This window comes from Rhizobium sp. BR 362 (assembly GCF_036528765.1).
Lineage (GTDB): Bacteria > Pseudomonadota > Alphaproteobacteria > Rhizobiales > Rhizobiaceae > Rhizobium.
The window spans coordinates 104,236-121,008 of sequence record NZ_JARWGH010000003.1 but is presented as its reverse complement, the minus strand read 5'-3'; the positions used below and the strand labels follow the sequence as shown (position 1 = coordinate 121,008).

Annotated in this window: 11 protein-coding genes; 4 read left to right on the top strand and 7 right to left on the bottom strand. The window is 59.9% G+C overall.

The window, feature by feature from the left end; translation table 11 throughout:
* Positions 1 to 29: 29 nt before the first annotated feature.
* On the top strand, positions 30 to 1,460 hold the full coding sequence (locus QDY28_RS04915) for an FAD-binding oxidoreductase (RefSeq protein ID WP_331380548.1): 1,431 nt from the start codon (positions 30 to 32) through the stop codon (positions 1,458 to 1,460).
* 292 nt (positions 1,461 to 1,752) lie between these two features.
* On the opposite strand, the gene QDY28_RS04910 is transcribed toward QDY28_RS04915, so the two are convergent.
* Positions 1,753 to 4,734 (bottom strand): DNA translocase FtsK, encoded by a 2,982-nt coding sequence (locus tag QDY28_RS04910; protein ID WP_331380547.1) that lies wholly within the window; start codon positions 4,732 to 4,734, stop codon positions 1,753 to 1,755.
* A gap of 221 nt (positions 4,735 to 4,955) precedes the next feature.
* Complete coding sequence (locus QDY28_RS04905; RefSeq protein WP_331380546.1) at positions 4,956 to 7,460, bottom strand: DUF1217 domain-containing protein; 2,505 nt, start codon at positions 7,458 to 7,460, stop codon at positions 4,956 to 4,958.
* Between the two features lie 320 nt (positions 7,461 to 7,780).
* On the opposite strand from QDY28_RS04905, the gene QDY28_RS04900 reads away from it, so the two are divergent.
* On the top strand, positions 7,781 to 8,347 hold the full coding sequence (locus QDY28_RS04900) for a DUF6101 family protein (RefSeq protein ID WP_331380545.1): 567 nt from the start codon (positions 7,781 to 7,783) through the stop codon (positions 8,345 to 8,347).
* A 72-nt stretch (positions 8,348 to 8,419) separates the two neighbouring features.
* Here the strand turns inward: QDY28_RS04900 and QDY28_RS04895 are convergent, their stop codons facing one another.
* The 3 genes from QDY28_RS04895 to QDY28_RS04885 all read right to left on the bottom strand — a co-directional run bounded on the left by QDY28_RS04895 (position 8,420) and on the right by QDY28_RS04885 (position 10,769).
* The gene (locus tag QDY28_RS04895; protein ID WP_331380544.1) at positions 8,420 to 8,875 is read right to left on the bottom strand and encodes a GNAT family N-acetyltransferase; all 456 of its coding nucleotides are present in this window, start codon (positions 8,873 to 8,875) and stop codon (positions 8,420 to 8,422) included.
* 48 nt (positions 8,876 to 8,923) lie between these two features.
* Positions 8,924 to 9,886, bottom strand: coding sequence for a 4-hydroxybenzoate octaprenyltransferase (ubiA, locus tag QDY28_RS04890; RefSeq protein WP_331380543.1), 963 nt, complete (start codon positions 9,884 to 9,886; stop codon positions 8,924 to 8,926).
* A gap of 61 nt (positions 9,887 to 9,947) precedes the next feature.
* Complete coding sequence (locus QDY28_RS04885) at positions 9,948 to 10,769, bottom strand: MipA/OmpV family protein (protein WP_331380541.1); 822 nt, start codon at positions 10,767 to 10,769, stop codon at positions 9,948 to 9,950.
* A 227-nt stretch (positions 10,770 to 10,996) separates the two neighbouring features.
* Here QDY28_RS04885 and QDY28_RS04880 point away from each other — a divergent pair, with 227 nt between their 5' ends.
* Positions 10,997 to 11,428, top strand: a complete 432-nt coding sequence (locus QDY28_RS04880; RefSeq protein ID WP_331380540.1) for a hypothetical protein — start codon at positions 10,997 to 10,999, stop codon at positions 11,426 to 11,428.
* Between the two features lie 93 nt (positions 11,429 to 11,521).
* Here QDY28_RS04880 and QDY28_RS04875 read toward each other — a convergent pair whose 3' ends face one another.
* Together QDY28_RS04875 and QDY28_RS04870 are read right to left on the bottom strand one after the other, a co-directional pair.
* Positions 11,522 to 12,781 (bottom strand): cyclopropane-fatty-acyl-phospholipid synthase family protein, encoded by a 1,260-nt coding sequence (locus QDY28_RS04875; RefSeq protein WP_331380539.1) that lies wholly within the window; start codon positions 12,779 to 12,781, stop codon positions 11,522 to 11,524.
* A gap of 145 nt (positions 12,782 to 12,926) precedes the next feature.
* Positions 12,927 to 15,236 (bottom strand): Tex family protein, encoded by a 2,310-nt coding sequence (locus QDY28_RS04870; RefSeq protein WP_331380538.1) that lies wholly within the window; start codon positions 15,234 to 15,236, stop codon positions 12,927 to 12,929.
* 252 nt (positions 15,237 to 15,488) lie between these two features.
* On the opposite strand from QDY28_RS04870, the gene purD reads away from it, so the two are divergent.
* Positions 15,489 to 16,760, top strand: coding sequence for a phosphoribosylamine--glycine ligase (gene purD, locus QDY28_RS04865; RefSeq protein WP_331380537.1), 1,272 nt, complete (start codon positions 15,489 to 15,491; stop codon positions 16,758 to 16,760).
* Positions 16,761 to 16,773 lie beyond the last annotated feature (13 nt).

Here is a 16,773-nt window from a genome sequence, read left to right as displayed (position 1 = left end):
GTCAAAGACAAATCGGCAAAGGACACGCCATGAGCAGCTCCGCCCCCTCTTCCGCCCTTCTGGATCGCTTTGCCGCCATCGTCGGCGAAAAGCATGTGTTGCGGGAGGCGGCTGACATGGCGCCGCATCTCATCGAAAACCGCGGGCTTTATCACGGCGCATCGCCGCTGCTCTTGAAGCCCGGCTCGGTGGAAGAGGTTTCGGCCATCCTGAAGCTTGCCAGCGAGACCGGTACACCGATCGTGCCGCAGACCGGCAATACCGGCCTTGTCGGCGGCCAGACGCCACGCGAGGGCGGCACCGATATCATTCTCTCGCTGGAGCGCATGAACCGCATCCGCGACATCGATCCGGTCGGCAATACCATGATCGTCGATGGCGGCTGCATCCTGGCCGACGTGCAGAAGGCGGCAGAAGAGCATGGCCGCATGTTTCCGCTGTCGCTCGGCTCCGAGGGCTCTTGCCGCATCGCCGGCAATCTCTCCACCAATGCCGGCGGCACGGCCGTCCTCGCCTATGGCAATATGCGCCAGCTCTGCCTTGGGCTCGAAGTGGTGCTGCCGACCGGCGAGATCTGGAACGGCCTTCGGCGGCTGAAGAAGGACAATACCGGCTATGATCTGCGCGACCTCTTCATCGGCGCGGAGGGAACGCTCGGCGTCATCACCGGCGCGGTGCTGAAGCTTTTCCCGCAGCCGCTCGGTCATCAAGTGGCCTTTGCCGGCATTCAATCGGTCGAGGACGCTTTGACGCTGTTCAAGAATGCATCCAGCCTCTGCGGCCCGGCGCTGACCGGTTTCGAGTTGATGCCGCGCATTGGCGTCGAGTTCACTGTCCGCAATATTCCGGGCGTGCGCGATCCTTTGGAAACCGCGCATCCCTGGTATGTGCTGATCGATATATCGACATCGGATTCGCCTGAAACAGCCGAGCGGATGATAACGACGCTGCTGGAGCGGGGCTACGAGGCCGGTCTGGTCCAGGACGCAACGATCGCCAGCTCCGAGGCGCAGCAGAAGGCGCTATGGCACATGCGCGAGAGCATGTCGGACGCGCAGAAGCCGGAGGGCGGCTCGATCAAACACGACGTCTCCGTCCCGGTCGCGCAGATCCCAAAATTCATGCACGAAGCGGAGGCGGCCGTGATGGCGGCCATGCCCGGCGCCCGCATCTGCGCTTTCGGCCACATGGGCGACGGCAATATCCATTACAACATTTCTCAGCCCATTGGAGCCGACAAGGCGCAGTTCATCGGCCGCTGGCGCGAGATGAACAAGATCGTGCATGGGCTTGTGCTGCAACATGGCGGCTCGATCTCCGCCGAACACGGTATCGGGCAGTTGAAGCGTGACGAATTGGCCTCGATCCGCTCGGAGATCGAGATGGACCTGATGCGCCGGATCAAGATGGCGTTCGATCCGGCAGGAGTGATGAATCCGGGGAAGGTTTTGCGGGTTTAGAAAGAAGAGCTTCCGCGTGAAGATCTGAAAGCTCGCTGTATGCCGCGCCTCTGATACCCCCCTCTGTCACTTTCGTGACATCTCCCCCACAAGGGGGGAGATCGTTTGGAGTGCGCTGCACCGCTTCAGCATGCCATCAAGCTTTGGCCTCTGCGGATGCGATGTTTTGTTTGAGGCAAGTACATGCCGCGAGTTACCAATCTCCCTCCTTGTGGGGGAGATGTCACGACAGTGACAGAGGGGGGTGACAGAGGTTCAGCATATTTAAAACCCCGCCTCTTCCCCTATTCCATCAATCAAAATCCTCATTGCTCGGCTGCACTCCACCGCCATTGCGGTTGCCCGAAATGATTTCGCGCTTGCCGACGTGATTCGCGGGACCGACGAGGCCGTCCTTTTCCATGCGTTCCACCAGGGATGCGGCGCGGTTGTAGCCGATGCCGAGGCGGCGCTGGATGTAGGAGGTCGAGCACTTCTTGTCGCGCATGACGACCTTGATCGCCTGTTCGTAGAGATCGTCGCCGTCTTCGGATGCGATAGCACCCTTGTCGAAAACGGCGCCGCTGTCTTCTTCATCCTCTTCCTCGTCCTCGTCGGCGGTGACCGTATCCAGATATTCCGGACGGCCCTGCAGCTTAAGGTGCGCGACAACCTTTTCGACCTCTTCGTCCGACACGAAGGGGCCATGCACGCGCGAGATGCGCCCGCCGCCGGCCATATGCAGCATGTCGCCCTGGCCGAGGAGCTGTTCGGCACCCTGCTCGCCAAGGATGGTGCGGCTGTCGATCTTCGAGGTCACCTGGAAGGAGATGCGCGTCGGGAAGTTTGCCTTGATCGTGCCGGTGATGACATCGACGGACGGACGCTGCGTGGCCATGATCAGGTGGATGCCGGCGGCACGCGCCATCTGCGCCAGACGCTGAATCGCCCCTTCGATTTCCTTGCCGGCAACCATCATCAGGTCGGCCATTTCGTCGACGATGACGACGATGTAGGGCATCGGCGTCAGGTCCATTTCCTGTTGCTCTTCGATCGGGGCACCGGTGCCCTTGTCGAAGCCGGTCTGGACCATGACGTGGATCGTCTCGCCCTTTTCCCTGGCGGATGCGACGCGGCTGTTGTAGCCGTCGATGTTGCGCACGCCAAGGCGCGACATCTTCTTGTAGCGATCCTCCATCTCGCGTACCGCCCATTTCAGCGCCATCACGGCCTTCTTGGGATCGGTAACGACGGGGGTCAGCAGATGCGGGATGCCGTCATAGACGGAGAGTTCGAGCATCTTCGGGTCGACCATGATCAGGCGGCACTGTTCCGGCGTCATGCGATAGAGCAGCGACAGAATCATGGTGTTGATGGCGACCGACTTGCCCGAACCGGTGGTACCGGCAACCAGCAGATGCGGCATCTTGGCGAGTTCGGCGATGACGGGCTCGCCGCCGATCGTCTTGCCGAGGCCGAGCGCCAGCTTGTAGCCGCTCTTCTCGAAGTCGGGCGAATCGATCATCTCGCGGAAATAGACGGTCTCGCGGGTGACATTCGGCAGTTCGATACCGATGACGTTGCGGCCGGGCACGACGGCGACACGGGCCGACAGAGCCGACATGGAGCGAGCGATATCGTCGGCGAGGTTGATGACGCGCGAGGATTTGACGCCGGGAGCCGGCTCGAATTCATAGAGCGTGACGACCGGACCAGGACGAACATGGATGATCTCACCCTTAACGCCGAAGTCCTCGAGCACGCTTTCAAGAAGGCCGGCATTCTGCTCCAGCGTTTCCTGCGTCATAATCACGCCAGTGCGGGCGACCGGCTCCTGCAGCAGTTCACGGGGCGGGAGCTCATATTCACCCTCGCCGCTGGGGGCGATCGGCCGCCATTCCGGCAGAGCCAGGGCATTAGCCCTGCGCGGTGTAATCTGCGACGGCGGCGGATCGATCAGCCGCTGCTTGGCCGCTTCAACGGCGGGAATGACCGGCTTTGCTTCGACCACAGGAGCGACGGCAGCCGGTGCCAATGTCCGAACCGGCATTGGCGCAACGACCATGACCGGAGCCGGAGAAGGCAAGCTTACGGCCGGGGCCGGCTGGGTTTCGCTGGCAAATACGGCGGTGACGAATGCCGGCGGGACGAACGCGGCAGATTCGGTCTCGTTTGATTCCGCAGGCGTCGGCGCTGCAGCTTCGATTTCGACCCGCGCGACAGGCGCCAGTGCCATCGTTTCCAGCGCGGCAAGCTCGTCCATCACGAATGCGCCGGCAGAGGCCGGCTCGACAGCCGGAACAGGTGCGGCGGCGATGATGGGCGCCGCATTCGGCGACACCCCGATCTCCGCCGGTGAGGCCACGGCGGGCGAAGGGCGGCGGCATTCGACGACGCGGTATTTAGCGACGATCGATTCGACCTGCGACTGGATCTCGGGAACGAGTGCCGGCTGAACCGGCGTGCCCCTGACGGCGGCAATAAATTCGCTTTCGAAGGGCATGGCATCCCAGAAGGCGAAATCGGAGAGATTGGCGAGCCGCGACTCGACCACCGGCGCGGCAACGGATTCTGCAGTTTTCGGCAATGACGGCGAAGCATCCAGCGCGATCACGGGAGCTTTATGAAATGCGGTAGCGATGACGGTCATCTCCAATGCGTCCGGCTCCATCGCCGGAGATTTCTGAATTACGGTGGGCTTGTAGGTGTCAGCCGCGAAGGGCATGTCTTCCCAAGGCGGCAGTTGGAATTCTGCCGTCTGTTCCATTTGTGAACTATCGATCGAGACGTGCGATTCGATTGCCGGCTGCTCAACGACGCGCATGGCGGCCTGGTTCATGGCTACGGGCGTCGGAATGGATGCAGGTTCCGCGGGCGGGCGCCGGCTGATGATCTCGGCTTCGCGCGTGCGGGTGAAACGGACGTTCGGTCCCATCAGGAAGGCGTTTTGCCAGCCGGGCGAGGCAAGGTCCTCGGCCGAGATGCCGTGCGGCGTGATCGGCATGATAGGGGCGCCTGCCGCGGTGCTGGTTTGCAGGGCTTCGACGACGGGTTTTGGGGCGGCGGCAATCCGCAACCGTGCTTCTTCGGCAAGCCGCAGTTCTTCCGCACGCCGCTGTTCTTCCGCGCGCTGCTTTGCCTGCCGTGCATTGCGGATCTTTTCTTCCAGAAAAGCACGGCGGGCGGCGATCTGCTCGGCCCGGCGGGCCTCTTCTGCGACCTGCTCCGCGTCCGGTTCTCCCTCTTCCAGGAAGCCGGTTGCCGCATTCGAAATGTTCGTTCGAGAAAGACGCATGAGACCTGCAACCCAGTCATTGATATTGCCGATGGCTTCCCAAATCGAATAGGGCAAAGACGGTTAATAAGTTCCTTCTTATCGGCGCCGAACGCACTTATTCCGCGTCTCCAAAACCTACCCCTTGACCCATGCCGGCACGGCCGCAACGGGCATATCAACGGCTTCGTGCCGCCTATCGAAGCAGCGCGAATCGATCATAAATTTTCGAGGAGCATGCGCTATTTATTGGAAAGCTGGGCGATCGAGAGCAGCGTATCGGCGCTGATGCCGACGCTCGACGAACCCGTCAGAATCGACAGCGCGGGCGATGTCGACGAGGTCGTATTGTTCTCCAGGTCATACATGGCGGAGAACCGCTGCAGAAGCTTGGTGACCTTGTCGGGGTCCTTGAGATCGGAGACATCGAGAACGTTGCCCAACACCTTGGCCTGCTGATCGACATCCATCGATGAGATCGAACTCGGCAGGTTGAAGGTCGTCGTGACGACCTGATAGAGCGCGGTGTCGCCCATGATATCGTAGATGGAATTGATGTCCGGCGCCTTGCGCTGGAAATAGAGCGCCAAGCGTACGCCGGGGTTGCTCTCTCCCTGCTGATCCTCCAGGGTCTGGTGCAAGAAGAGGTCGTTCGTGTCAGCAATCGCGCCCTGATTTTGCGCGGTACCCAGTTTCGAGTCGGTCAGGTTTCCGTCCGTGTCGAAATTGAACGCCTCGACGATACTCTTGAACTGCGCGCCATCATCCGTGTTGATGAAACTCTTGGAGTCGCTCGGATCGGAGGCGAAAGCCTTCTTCAGCGTCGCGGTGGTGACGTTCTTCGGGTCGATGCCATTGGCAGTCAGGATGAAATCCGTGAGCTTACTGTCGGCCAGAAGGTCGGTGACACTGGTGACCTTGACGATATTGGTTGCAAAATAGGTACCGGCATCCTTTGCGTCATCGGAGGCCTTCGTCTCCTGAGCACCCGTCAGCCCGGCCGTGGTGTTGCTGGAATATTTCGAGATGTAGCTGTTGATTTGCGTCTGCGACAAAGATTGGACGGGCTGTTTCAGCTTGCCATCACTATCGAAATTGAAAGCCTTGGCGAGATTGGTGAAACGCGTGTCCTTGAGCGAGCTGACATAGCTTTTCGAATCGTAGGGATCGCTTTCGAGAACCTTCTTCATCTGCGTCTTCGACATCTCGTCCGGGCTGATACCATAGGCGCGCAGCGCCATTTGGTAGAGCTCGGGAAGATCGTCATTCGACGTGTCGCTGTCAGCGGCGGCGTTGGTGGCAAAGAAGTCGTCGATCGTCTTCACATTGGCGATGCGGGTCTTGTAATTGCTGACCGCATCGGTGGTCAGTGACGTCTGCGACGTCGTGTAATTTTTCATATAGGCGGTCGATGCCGCGGTGATCTCAGCCTGAGACTGCGCTACGTCGCCTGAGGCCAGCGTACCATCGGACTGAAAGTTGAATGCCGCCACAACGTTGGTCAGGCCGAAAATGGAGGCGGTGGTCGGGTCGGCAAACGCGTTTTTGAATACGACGGCGGGCGTGCTCGCATCGATCCCATAGGCCGTCTTGATATAATTGAAGAGCCGGGTGTCCGAGGTCAGCTCGTCGACCGAGGTGATGGAACCGATATGATCCTTATAGTAAAGATCGTTATCCGTGGCGCCGACATCGGTCGTGTATGAGGGGACGGTAGAATTGTAAGCGCTCATAACGTCGGCCGTCTGGCCGAGCGTCTGCGGACCGCCCGGATAATTGGTTGCGTAGGCTGACGTCGTGGTGCTGAGCTGAGTGGCGGTCTGTGCCTGCTCGCCGCTGGCGACGGTGCCATCGGCTTGGAAATTGAACTGCGCGAGCACACTGGTCAGCCCATTCGACTTTGCAACGCCCGCATCCTCGGCCGAGGCATTGAATTGATCGGCGGTGATATAGGCGGGTATGTCGAAGGCGGTTTTGACATAGTCGAACAGCTTGGGATTGGAGGTAAGCTGATCGACGGAGGTGATCGTGCTGATCTGGTTCTGATAGTAGGTCGTATCGGCGTCCGCCGTCGTGGTCTTCACGGTGCCGTCGGCGTTGAAATTGAATTCTGCGACGATCGCCTTGTCGGCAGCGCTGCCGTTCTGATTTACGAAACTGCTGGAATCGCTGAGGTCGCTCGTCAGCATCTTTTTCAAAAATGTATTCGAGACATTCGTTGGATCGATGCCGTAGGCCTGCAGCACATAATTTCTCAAGCGCGTATTGCCGAGGAGATCGTCCACGGTCTTAACGTCGCTGATGTGCTGGCTGTAATAACTTGTTTCAGTTTGGGCGTTGGTCTCCTCAGTCGTAAAGGACTGCTGATAAAGACCGGCCAGATCGTCTTCCTGCGCGCTGGTTTGCGCCGAAGAGGCACTCCCCGTGCCGAAATTGAACGCGGCGGCGAATTCCTTATAGCGCGAATCCGTCAGCTTGTTCGCAAAGCTGCTGGAATCGCTGAGGTCGCTGGTCAGCACCTGTTTCATAAAGGCCTTGGCGTAGGTCATGTCCGAAAGACCGTAGGCTTCCATAGCGTAGCTATAGAGCTGATAGTCGTTCATGAAGTCGTCGACGCTGGTGACCTTGCCAATATTGGCGTTGTAATAATCGATCGCACGCTTGTTCTGCGGCTGCGTTCCCACCTGATTGAGCGTCGTCGCCATGCTGCGGGTCGCGATCGAATAGCCAAGATAGGTGGATATCATCAGCATGAACCCCAATAAATCTCTAATATATGCAGGCGAATCTGCCCGTAGTGTCGCAGATAAACCTTACCTGAGACTTACAATACTTTCTCCGCTGCCTGCGTCAGATCGGGACAACGAGTGCCCAGCCATACATTCACTTTATGGAAACCGTGATGCATTCGATTTTGCTAACCATTTGAGGACGCAAAGTTTTCTTAACCGCGATTTTTAAGCTGTCTGGAAGGGGGCCCGCCTAATCTGCACCCAACGAGAGGACATGAAGTTCTCCGTAGAAGACCGGAAAACCGGCTCTCAGGTAAAGCAAGGGTAGAGATTAGATGACAAATACCGTCCTGAAGCCCGATTGGGCTGGAACCACACTGCGGCTAGATCCGACGCGCTTTCCGCAACAGGTCAGCTATGCCATGCGCGGTACCGCGGGTGACGTCACCATCACAATCGACGAGCGCGGCGCGGTGCTGCGCAAGATATTGCCGTCGAGCGGCCTGCCGCTGTCGGTCGCGTTGCCGAAGCGTGCCTTCAAGGGCGTTGCCGCCCGCGCCATCGACCATGGCGACGGCGAAGTCACGGTGACGCTGGAATTGCATCATGAGGATCCCGATCTCTGCATTCCCCTCCTCGTCGCCCATGATCTGAGCGATATCGCCGCCGACTGGCGCTCATGGTCGGAAGCTTTCCGCATCCCGATGATGATGATCGAAGCCGACGGCGTCGCCCGTCCGCTTGAAGAGCATCTGGGCGGCGTCGCCACCCGCGACATCCAGCCCCGTCGCCGTCACTCCTATTTCGCCAATCGCCGCCCGCGCTTCCTCGTGCGCCGTACGACCGGCAAGCTCGGCGTCAAGATGAAGATCGAAGGCCGCGAGATCATCGCGCGGAGCTAAAGTATCCGAATCGAAATCTCGGCATATTGCCTATGATCGGCCGCAGGACGTTCAGCCTTGCGACCGATATAGCTATTGCTCTAGCGAACGCTCCATAATGATCGTCCGTTCATTCCCGTGGAAGTTATCTCCTATAGCCTGGTAGCCCAACTTGGCATAGAAAGCCTGCGCAGTAACGGACGAGGGAACGGCAAGAGTCGCGATTCCCTTGTTACGCGCTATCAACTCTATTTCGGCCATCAGTTGGGTTCCCACTCCCTGTCCCTGCATCGACGGGGACACGAACACAGTGCGGATCACCGCGCCATCGAGACTGGCTGTGCCAACGACATTTTCGTCTTTCGTCGCTACGCAAACAATCCGGCTGTCCAAGAGTTTTCGCACAGCGGCAGGAGTGAAATTCTCTGCAACGCGGGAGATTATGTCCGGCGAATAATCCTTCGAATTGGTTTCGCGAAGAGCGGACAATATCACGGCGCTGATGGCCTCTATATCCGCCTCTTGAGCCAACCGGATGTCATATCCCACGCTAAGCACCCATCGCTGCCAGCAAGGCCGCTGTGCGGCCCGCTTTCATCACGGAACGAGAAATAGAAACGACAGGAAGAGGCCGGCGAAGATGATGAGGCCGACCTTGCCGTTGGATCTGAATAGGATCAGGCACTGCTGCCCATCATTGATGTCGAGCACGGCGATCTGGTAGGCGAACATCCCGCCGGCAATCAGAAGGCCGACATAGGAGAGCCACCCTGCTCCCGCCAGTGCAAAGGACAACAGCATCAGCAGCAGCGTCGCACCGTAGAGGCCGACCAGCCAGAGGCGCGTCTTGTCGCCGAAGAGCCGGGCTGTAGAGCGCACGCCGATCAGCTCGTCATCCTCCTTGTCCTGATGGGCATAGATCGTGTCATAACCGATCGTCCACACGATGGCCGCGGCATAAAGCAAGATGGGAGCAAGCGACAGACCGCCGAAGAGCCCGGCCCAGCCCATCAACGCACCCCAGGAGAAAGCCAGCCCCAGGAAGAACTGCGGCCAGTCGGTAAAGCGTTTGGCGAAGGGATAAAGCGCGACGATGGCGAGCGATAGCACGCCGAGAACGACGGTGAACCAATTGAACTGCAGCAGGACCACGAGGCCGACCAGCGCCTGCAGCGCTATGAAAATCTTCGCCTGCGCGCGCGTGACGCGGCCGGAGGGCAGCGGGCGCGAGCGCGTGCGGGCCACTGCCATGTCAATCTCGTGATCGACCAGATCATTATAGGCGCAGCCGGCGCCGCGCATGGCGACGGCGCCGATGAAATAGAGGAAAAGGTGGTAGATCAGCAGAAAGCCGGGCGAGGCCTGGCCTGCCGCCGCTGCGGCATTGGCCGCCAATGCGGCCGACCAGAAGCACGGCCACATCAAAAGCTCCCAGCCGATCGGCCTGTCCCAGCGCGCGAGCTGCGCATAAGGCCAAAGCGCCGGGGGCAGGATGCGGTAAACCCAGTTGCCGGAGGGCGCGTCCGCGACGCGCCCTTTGATGTCGCCTGTATTTTGCATAGACGACTAGTAGTGATATCTGGCGCCTGCGGTCAAGCGGCGGGGCTGGGCCCCGCTCTTTTCAGTTCAGCGTGAAATTGAACTTGTAGCTGGCGGAGACGCCCACCAGCAACTGGTTGCGATCGCCGCGCTCGCGCACGAGGCTGCTGTCGGCTGCCGGACCAGTCAGGCGCGTATATTCGACAAAGGCGCTTGTGGTCCAGTTCTGCGTCGCCTTCCAAGTCAACGCGCCGCCGGCGCCGACAGACTTTATACCGCCACCCGGATTGTAGCGGCTGAGGCCGGATGCCGCGGACTCCTTGGCGTTGACGCCGTAATAAGTGTCGAAATAGTCGGGGGAAGCAAGCGTCATGCGCGGCCCGCCGGAAAGGCGCAGTTCCGGCGTGATGTCGGTGAAGGCGTCGACGGCGGCATCGGCGACGACGCCGCTATGCGCGCGAATGCCCTGGCGGACTTCGACGCGGGCGCGCAGCCAATCGGTGGGGTAGGCTTCGACGAAGCCGCCTGCTTCGGCGCCCCACTTCACCTTCTTCAGGCCCTTCAGCTCGTGACCGTCGCTGGAATCCCGGCTCGGCACGAATTTGCCGACGATGCCGGCCCGGATACCGTCGTTATCGATGAGTGCAAAAGAGGGATTGTCGTTGCGCGAGGAGAAACGCGGGCCTGGACCTTGTTTGCCTACGGAGATCAACGGCGACCACTGCAGCTTGTTGTGTTTGCTGCCTTCAAACTTCGGTGCCGTGAAACCGGCTGCACCGACGCTTAGGTACCAGTCGCCCGACCAGAAATGCTGACCGTCGCCGGCGCAAGCGGCGCCGGCAGAGGCGGCGAACAGGCCGAGGGTGAAAAACAGACGCGAATTCGTAAACACAAACAACTCCATAATACGCAATACAAAGGGCCATACACGCCCTCAGAGTTGCCGCAAATTATCCCGATCGCGTTACCGCTCCCTTAACCAAACGCGACCGAATTCAGGGAACAGCAGACGAAACTTTGGAGGGCGGTTTCATGGGATCCGAGCCTGCGCCGATGTGTCGCGGTGATTTAACTGCCGCATGAGATACTCAATCATGGGTATTACCAGGCAGCACTCAGGAATAGACCGAAATGAATACTATATCTTTGATTTCTCTCAGTGCATTTGTCGGCATCGGCATGACGCTTTCAGGCTGTGTCGGCACGCCGCTTGATGGCACCAAACAAAACCAATACTCCCACAGAGTAGTCTCCGGGAAAAAGACGGCGCTCGGCATGGCCGCTTCCGTGAAGCGCGATTGTACGTTCAATTCCTACCCTTATACCGGGATCGTCAAGCAACCCAGCCATGGCAAGGTCACTTTCGAACATGGCCCGGTTCGCGTGAAATACGACAAGGACAGCGACGCTTACGTCTGCAGTGGCAAGCCGGTCGAGGGAACGACGGTATATTACACGTCCGATCCCGGCTTCACCGGCACGGATCAGTTCATTGTGCGTATGACCGTCTTATATGCAAGCAAAGTCAGCGACGAGAATCTGACCGTTCAAGTGGTCAAATAACATAGAAGCCGTCCTATCCGGCAGGATCAAAATCAAAACGCCGGGCCCATGGGAAACCAGGGCCCGGCGCAATCCCAATATTGCGTGCAGAGGTTAGAACGTCACCTTTTCCAGCGGCGCGCGGGTTGCCTCAAATTGCCTGAGCTTTGCTTCCCGCTCGGCGATGTAATTGCGGTTGTCGGGAACTGCGAACTGGTTCTTGGCAATCTGGATCTGCATGATGAAGAGGTCATCCCAGCGGAAGCCCATTTCCGAGCCGGCCAGATAGAACTCCCACATGCGGAAGAACTTCTCGTCGTAGAGCGCGACGGCCTCGGCCTTGCGCGCCACGAAACGGTTGCGCCAGTGCCGCAGCGTATGGGCATAATGCATCGGCAGGATTTCGATGTCCTTGACCATAAGCCCCGCCTTTTCCAGCGGCATCACGGCCTCCCCAACCGATGGAATGTAGCCGCCGGGGAAAATATACTTCTCGATGAAGGCGTTGGTGGCGAAGCTCGGCTTCGGACGGGCGATTGAGTGCAGCACCATGACGCCGTTATCGTCGAGCAACTCAGAGACCTTGCCGAAGAACTTGCCATAGTTGCCAATGCCGACATGCTCGAACATGCCGACCGAGACGATGCGGTCGAACTTCCTGCCGGTCATATAGCGGTAGTCCTGAAGCTCGAAGCGCATGCGCTCGGAGAGTCCACGCTTGGCGGCGCGATCGCGCGAAACCTTGAGCTGCTCCTCGCTGAGCGTAATGCCGGTGAAATCGAGGCCGGGATTGGCTTCGGCAAGATACATGCCCATGCCGCCCCAACCGGAGCCGATCTCGAGAACGCGCTGGCCTGGCTCGACCAGGAGCTTGGCGGCAATATGGCGCTTCTTGGCCAGTTGCGCTTCATCGAGGCTAATGCCGGGTGGCACGAAATAGGCGCAGGAATATTGCCAGTCCTCATCGAGGAAGAGATCGAAGAGCTTGGCCGACAAATCATAGTGATGCGCAACATTGTATTTGTTGCGGTTGATCGGCGAGCGACTCTTGATCTGCTGCCAGGCGATGCGGCCGATCAGGAGCGCTGCCATGCGCAGGTCAAAGATCTCGTTGGTGGTGTTCTGCTTCACAAGCGAGAGGAATTCATAGATATCCCCCTGCTCCAGAATGAAGCGTCCCTCCATGTACATTTCGCCGAGCTTCAGGGTCGGATCGCGCCCAATCGCGTCCTCCGCCTGTTGGTCAGCGACGCGGACGGCAACCGTTTCGCCGGATCCATCGCCGATCATGTGCGTCTCGCCGGACGCGAGTGTAAGTTTCAGAGAGCCTTTACGGACGATTTTCTTGACAATCGAGAAGAGTGCCGACGCCATGGACGCCTCGCATATGATGACATGACATTGCCGCTGACTTTAGCGCCTCATAGCATTGTGGCAAGCACACCTTTTCGCACTGATTGGCACTCCGGCAACAACTCTGCCAGAGTGTGACATTCTTGCACTGAGTCTCGCTAAGTACTTATTTTCGCTTGAGTGCGTCCGCCAGAGCGGCGCCGAAGCTGCCTTGCTGCTCCGGTTTCTGACCGCTGTCACGCCTACCGCCAGCGTTGTGCCCGCCAGTTTTTTCGCGCGATTGCTGTCCAGGCGTCGCTGCCACGGCGCTGCCATCTTTGCGCATGGAAAGACCGATTCGTTTGCGTTTGACGTCTACCTCCACAACTTTCACTTTCACGATGTCGCCGGCCTTAACCACCGCATGCGGGTCCTTCACGAAGCGGTCGGCGAGCTGCGAGACGTGGACGAGACCATCCTGGTGGACGCCGATATCGACGAAAGCGCCGAAGGCAGCGACATTAGTCACCGTGCCCTCCAGCAGCATCCCGGGCTTGAGATCGCCGATCTCGTTGATGCCTTCGGCGAAGGTCGCGGTCCTGAAGCTCGGGCGCGGATCGCGGCCGGGCTTTTCCAGTTCGGCAATGATGTCGCGCACCGTCGGGAGGCCGAATTTTTCGTCGATGAACTGGCGGGGATCAACCGCCTTCAGCGCGGCGGCATCACCCATCAGGCTGCGCAGATCACGGCCGCAGGCCGCAACGATCCGCTTGGCCACGCCATAGGCTTCCGGATGCACCGATGAGGCGTCGAGCGGCTCCTTGCCATCAGGGATGCGCAGGAAGCCGGCGCATTGCTCGAAGGTGCGCTGGCCGAGACGGGCAACCTTCAGCAGGTCGCGGCGGGTTTCGAAGCGTCCCTCCCCGTCGCGATGCCTGACGATCGCATCGGCAATGGACGGGCCCAAACCCGAGACGCGGGCAAGCAGCGGCGCGGAGGCGGTGTTGAGGTCGACACCGACTGCGTTCACCGCATCCTCCACGACGGCATCGAGCGAGCGTGACAGCTTCTGCTGGTCGACATCGTGCTGGTATTGGCCGACGCCGATCGACTTCGGCTCGATCTTCACGAGTTCTGCCAGCGGATCCTGCAGGCGACGGGCGATGGAGACGGCGCCGCGCAGTGATACATCGAGGCCGGGGAACTCCAGCGCTGCCGTTTCCGAGGCGGAATAGACGGATGCGCCTGCCTCGGAAACAATCACTTTGGTCGGTTTCGGTGCCGGCAGATCGGCGAGCATATCGGCCACCAGTTTCTCCGTCTCGCGGCTGCCGGTGCCGTTGCCGATGGAGATCAGCTCGACCTTGTGCTTGCGGATCAATGTCGCCAAGGTCGCCTGCGTGCCGCGCACGTCATTTTTGGGCGGGAAGGGATAGACCGTCGTCGTCTCCAGCAACTTGCCCGTGCCATCGACCACGGCGACCTTGACGCCGGTGCGGATGCCCGGATCGAGGCCCATGGTCGCACGCGACCCGGCCGGAGCCGCGAGCAAAAGATCCTTCAGATTGCGGGCAAAGACGTGGATGGCTTCCTCTTCCGCCCGTTCACGCAGCTCTCGCATCAGGTCGAGCGACAGCGACATGGAGAGCTTGACCCGCCAGGTCCAGCTTGCCACCTCCGTCAACCAGCGATCACCAGGCCTGCTCGGGCCGATCTCGTAWGCCGTCGCGATCATCCGCTCGACCGGCTTGTTCGGCGAGACGGCATCGATGTCAACCTCGATGGTCAGCGTCAGCACCTCCTCATTCCAGCCGCGCAGCATGGCGAGCGCGCGATGGCCGGGGGCGGTTGCCCAGCGTTCCTGATGGTCGAAATAATCGGCGAATTTCGCACCAGCCTCCTGCTTGCCGTCAACGACCCTGGCTTTCAGCAACGCATTCGTTTTCATATAGCTGCGCAGCTTGCCGAGCAGATCGGCATTTTCGGCAATGCCTTCGGCGATGATGTCGCGCGCGCCTTCGAGCGCCGTTTTCACGTCGGGCACGTCAGCGGTGATGAAACCTTCCGCGAGGACCGCAGGCTCCTTAGAGCGATCGGCAAGGATGGTATCGGCCAACGGGCCGAGGCCGCGCTCCCTGGCGATTTCGGCGCGGGTGCGACGCTTCGGCTTATAGGGCAGATAGAGATCTTCCAGCTCTGCCTTAGTGGCGACCACCGCGATCTTGCGCATCAGCTCATCGGTCATCTTGCCCTGGCCGGTAATCGACTCGACGATTGCCGCCCGGCGGGCTTCCAGCTCGCGCAGATAGACGAGGCGTTCCGCCAGCGTGCGCAACTGGCCGTCATCTAATCCACCAGTCACTTCCTTACGATACCGGGCAATGAAGGGCACCGTGGCGCCTTCGTCGAGAAGCTCGATCGCGGCCTTGGCCTGATCCGGACGCGAATTGATCTCTGTGGCGATGGTGGCGGCAAGGGAGCGAATATCGGCGGCCATATGATTCTCTGAACTTGATAAAAGTGCGGCGACCATAGTGCCACAAAAAGGCGTGGCAATGTTGTAGCCTATGCCTCCACAGGATTTGCCGCTTGACCTTTGGTCCAACGGCCCTTAACCGCGCAAATGGACGTTAGAGCAGTTCCGCGCTTCACGGATTCGCTGAACTGCTCTATCTCTTTGTTTTCACGCAATTCCGGACGGAAAACCGCTACGCACTTTTCCTGGAATTGCTCTAGAAAAGGGCAAGCCATGAAAGTTCTGTTGATCGGATCGGGCGGACGCGAGCACGCTCTGGCCTGGAAGCTAGCGCAATCGCCACTGATGACGGAATTCTACGCCGCGCCCGGCAATCCCGGCATTGCCGAACATGCGACGCTTGCCGCCATCGACGTCGAAGATCATGGCGCCATCGTTTCCTTCTGCAAGGAAAAGGCCATCGACTTCGTCGTCGTCGGCCCGGAGGCGCCGCTGGTCGCAGGCCTTGCCGACCGCTTGCGGGCCGAGGGCATTGCCGTTTTCGGGCCCTCCGCGGCCGCCGCGCAGTTGGAAGGCTCCAAGGGGTTCACCAAGGATATCTGCGCCCGCTACAATATCCCGACCGGCGCCTATCAGCGTTTCAACAATGCGCCGAAAGCGAAAGCCTACATCCGTGCGCAGGGCGCCCCGATCGTCGTCAAGGCCGATGGGCTTGCCGCCGGCAAGGGCGTCACCGTTGCCATGACGGTCGAGGAAGCGCTCGCCGCTGTCGATGACTGCTTTGAAGGTGCATTTGGCGCGGCCGGCGCCGAAGTCGTTATCGAGGCTTATCTCGATGGTGAAGAGGCGAGCTTCTTCTGCCTTTGCGACGGCAAGCATGCGCTGGCACTCGCCACCGCCCAGGATCACAAGCGCGTCGGCGACGGCGATACCGGCCCGAACACCGGCGGCATGGGCGCCTATTCCCCCGCTCCGGTCATGACGGCTGACCTGGTCGAGCGCACGATGAAGGAAATCATCGAACCGACAATCCGCGGCATGGCGGAAAGCGGCCATCCCTTCTCCGGCGTCTTCTTCGCCGGGCTCATGATCACCGCCAAAGGGCCGGAACTGATTGAATATAATGTCCGCTTCGGGGATCCGGAGTGCCAGGTGCTGATGATGCGACTGAAGAGCGACCTGCTGCCGCTGCTTCTCGCCTGCGCCAACGGCACGCTGGATCAGGTCAGCGCCGAGTGGAGCGACGATGTGGCGCTGACGGTGGTGATGGCCTCGAAAGGCTATCCTGGCTCCTATGCGAAGAACACGCCGATAGCGGCCCTGCCCGCCGACAGCGACGACGCCAAGGTGTTTCATGCCGGCACAGCGCTGCAGGATGGCGCGCTGGTGGCAACCGGCGGCCGGGTGCTGAACATTACGGCGACCGGCAAGACAGTCAGTGACGCTCAGAAGCGCGCCTATGCCCTGGCTGTCGAGGTGCAATGGCCGAATGGTTTCAATCGAAGCGATATTGGCTGGCGCGCAATCGAACGGGAAAAGGCTTGAACCGAAGAACGCC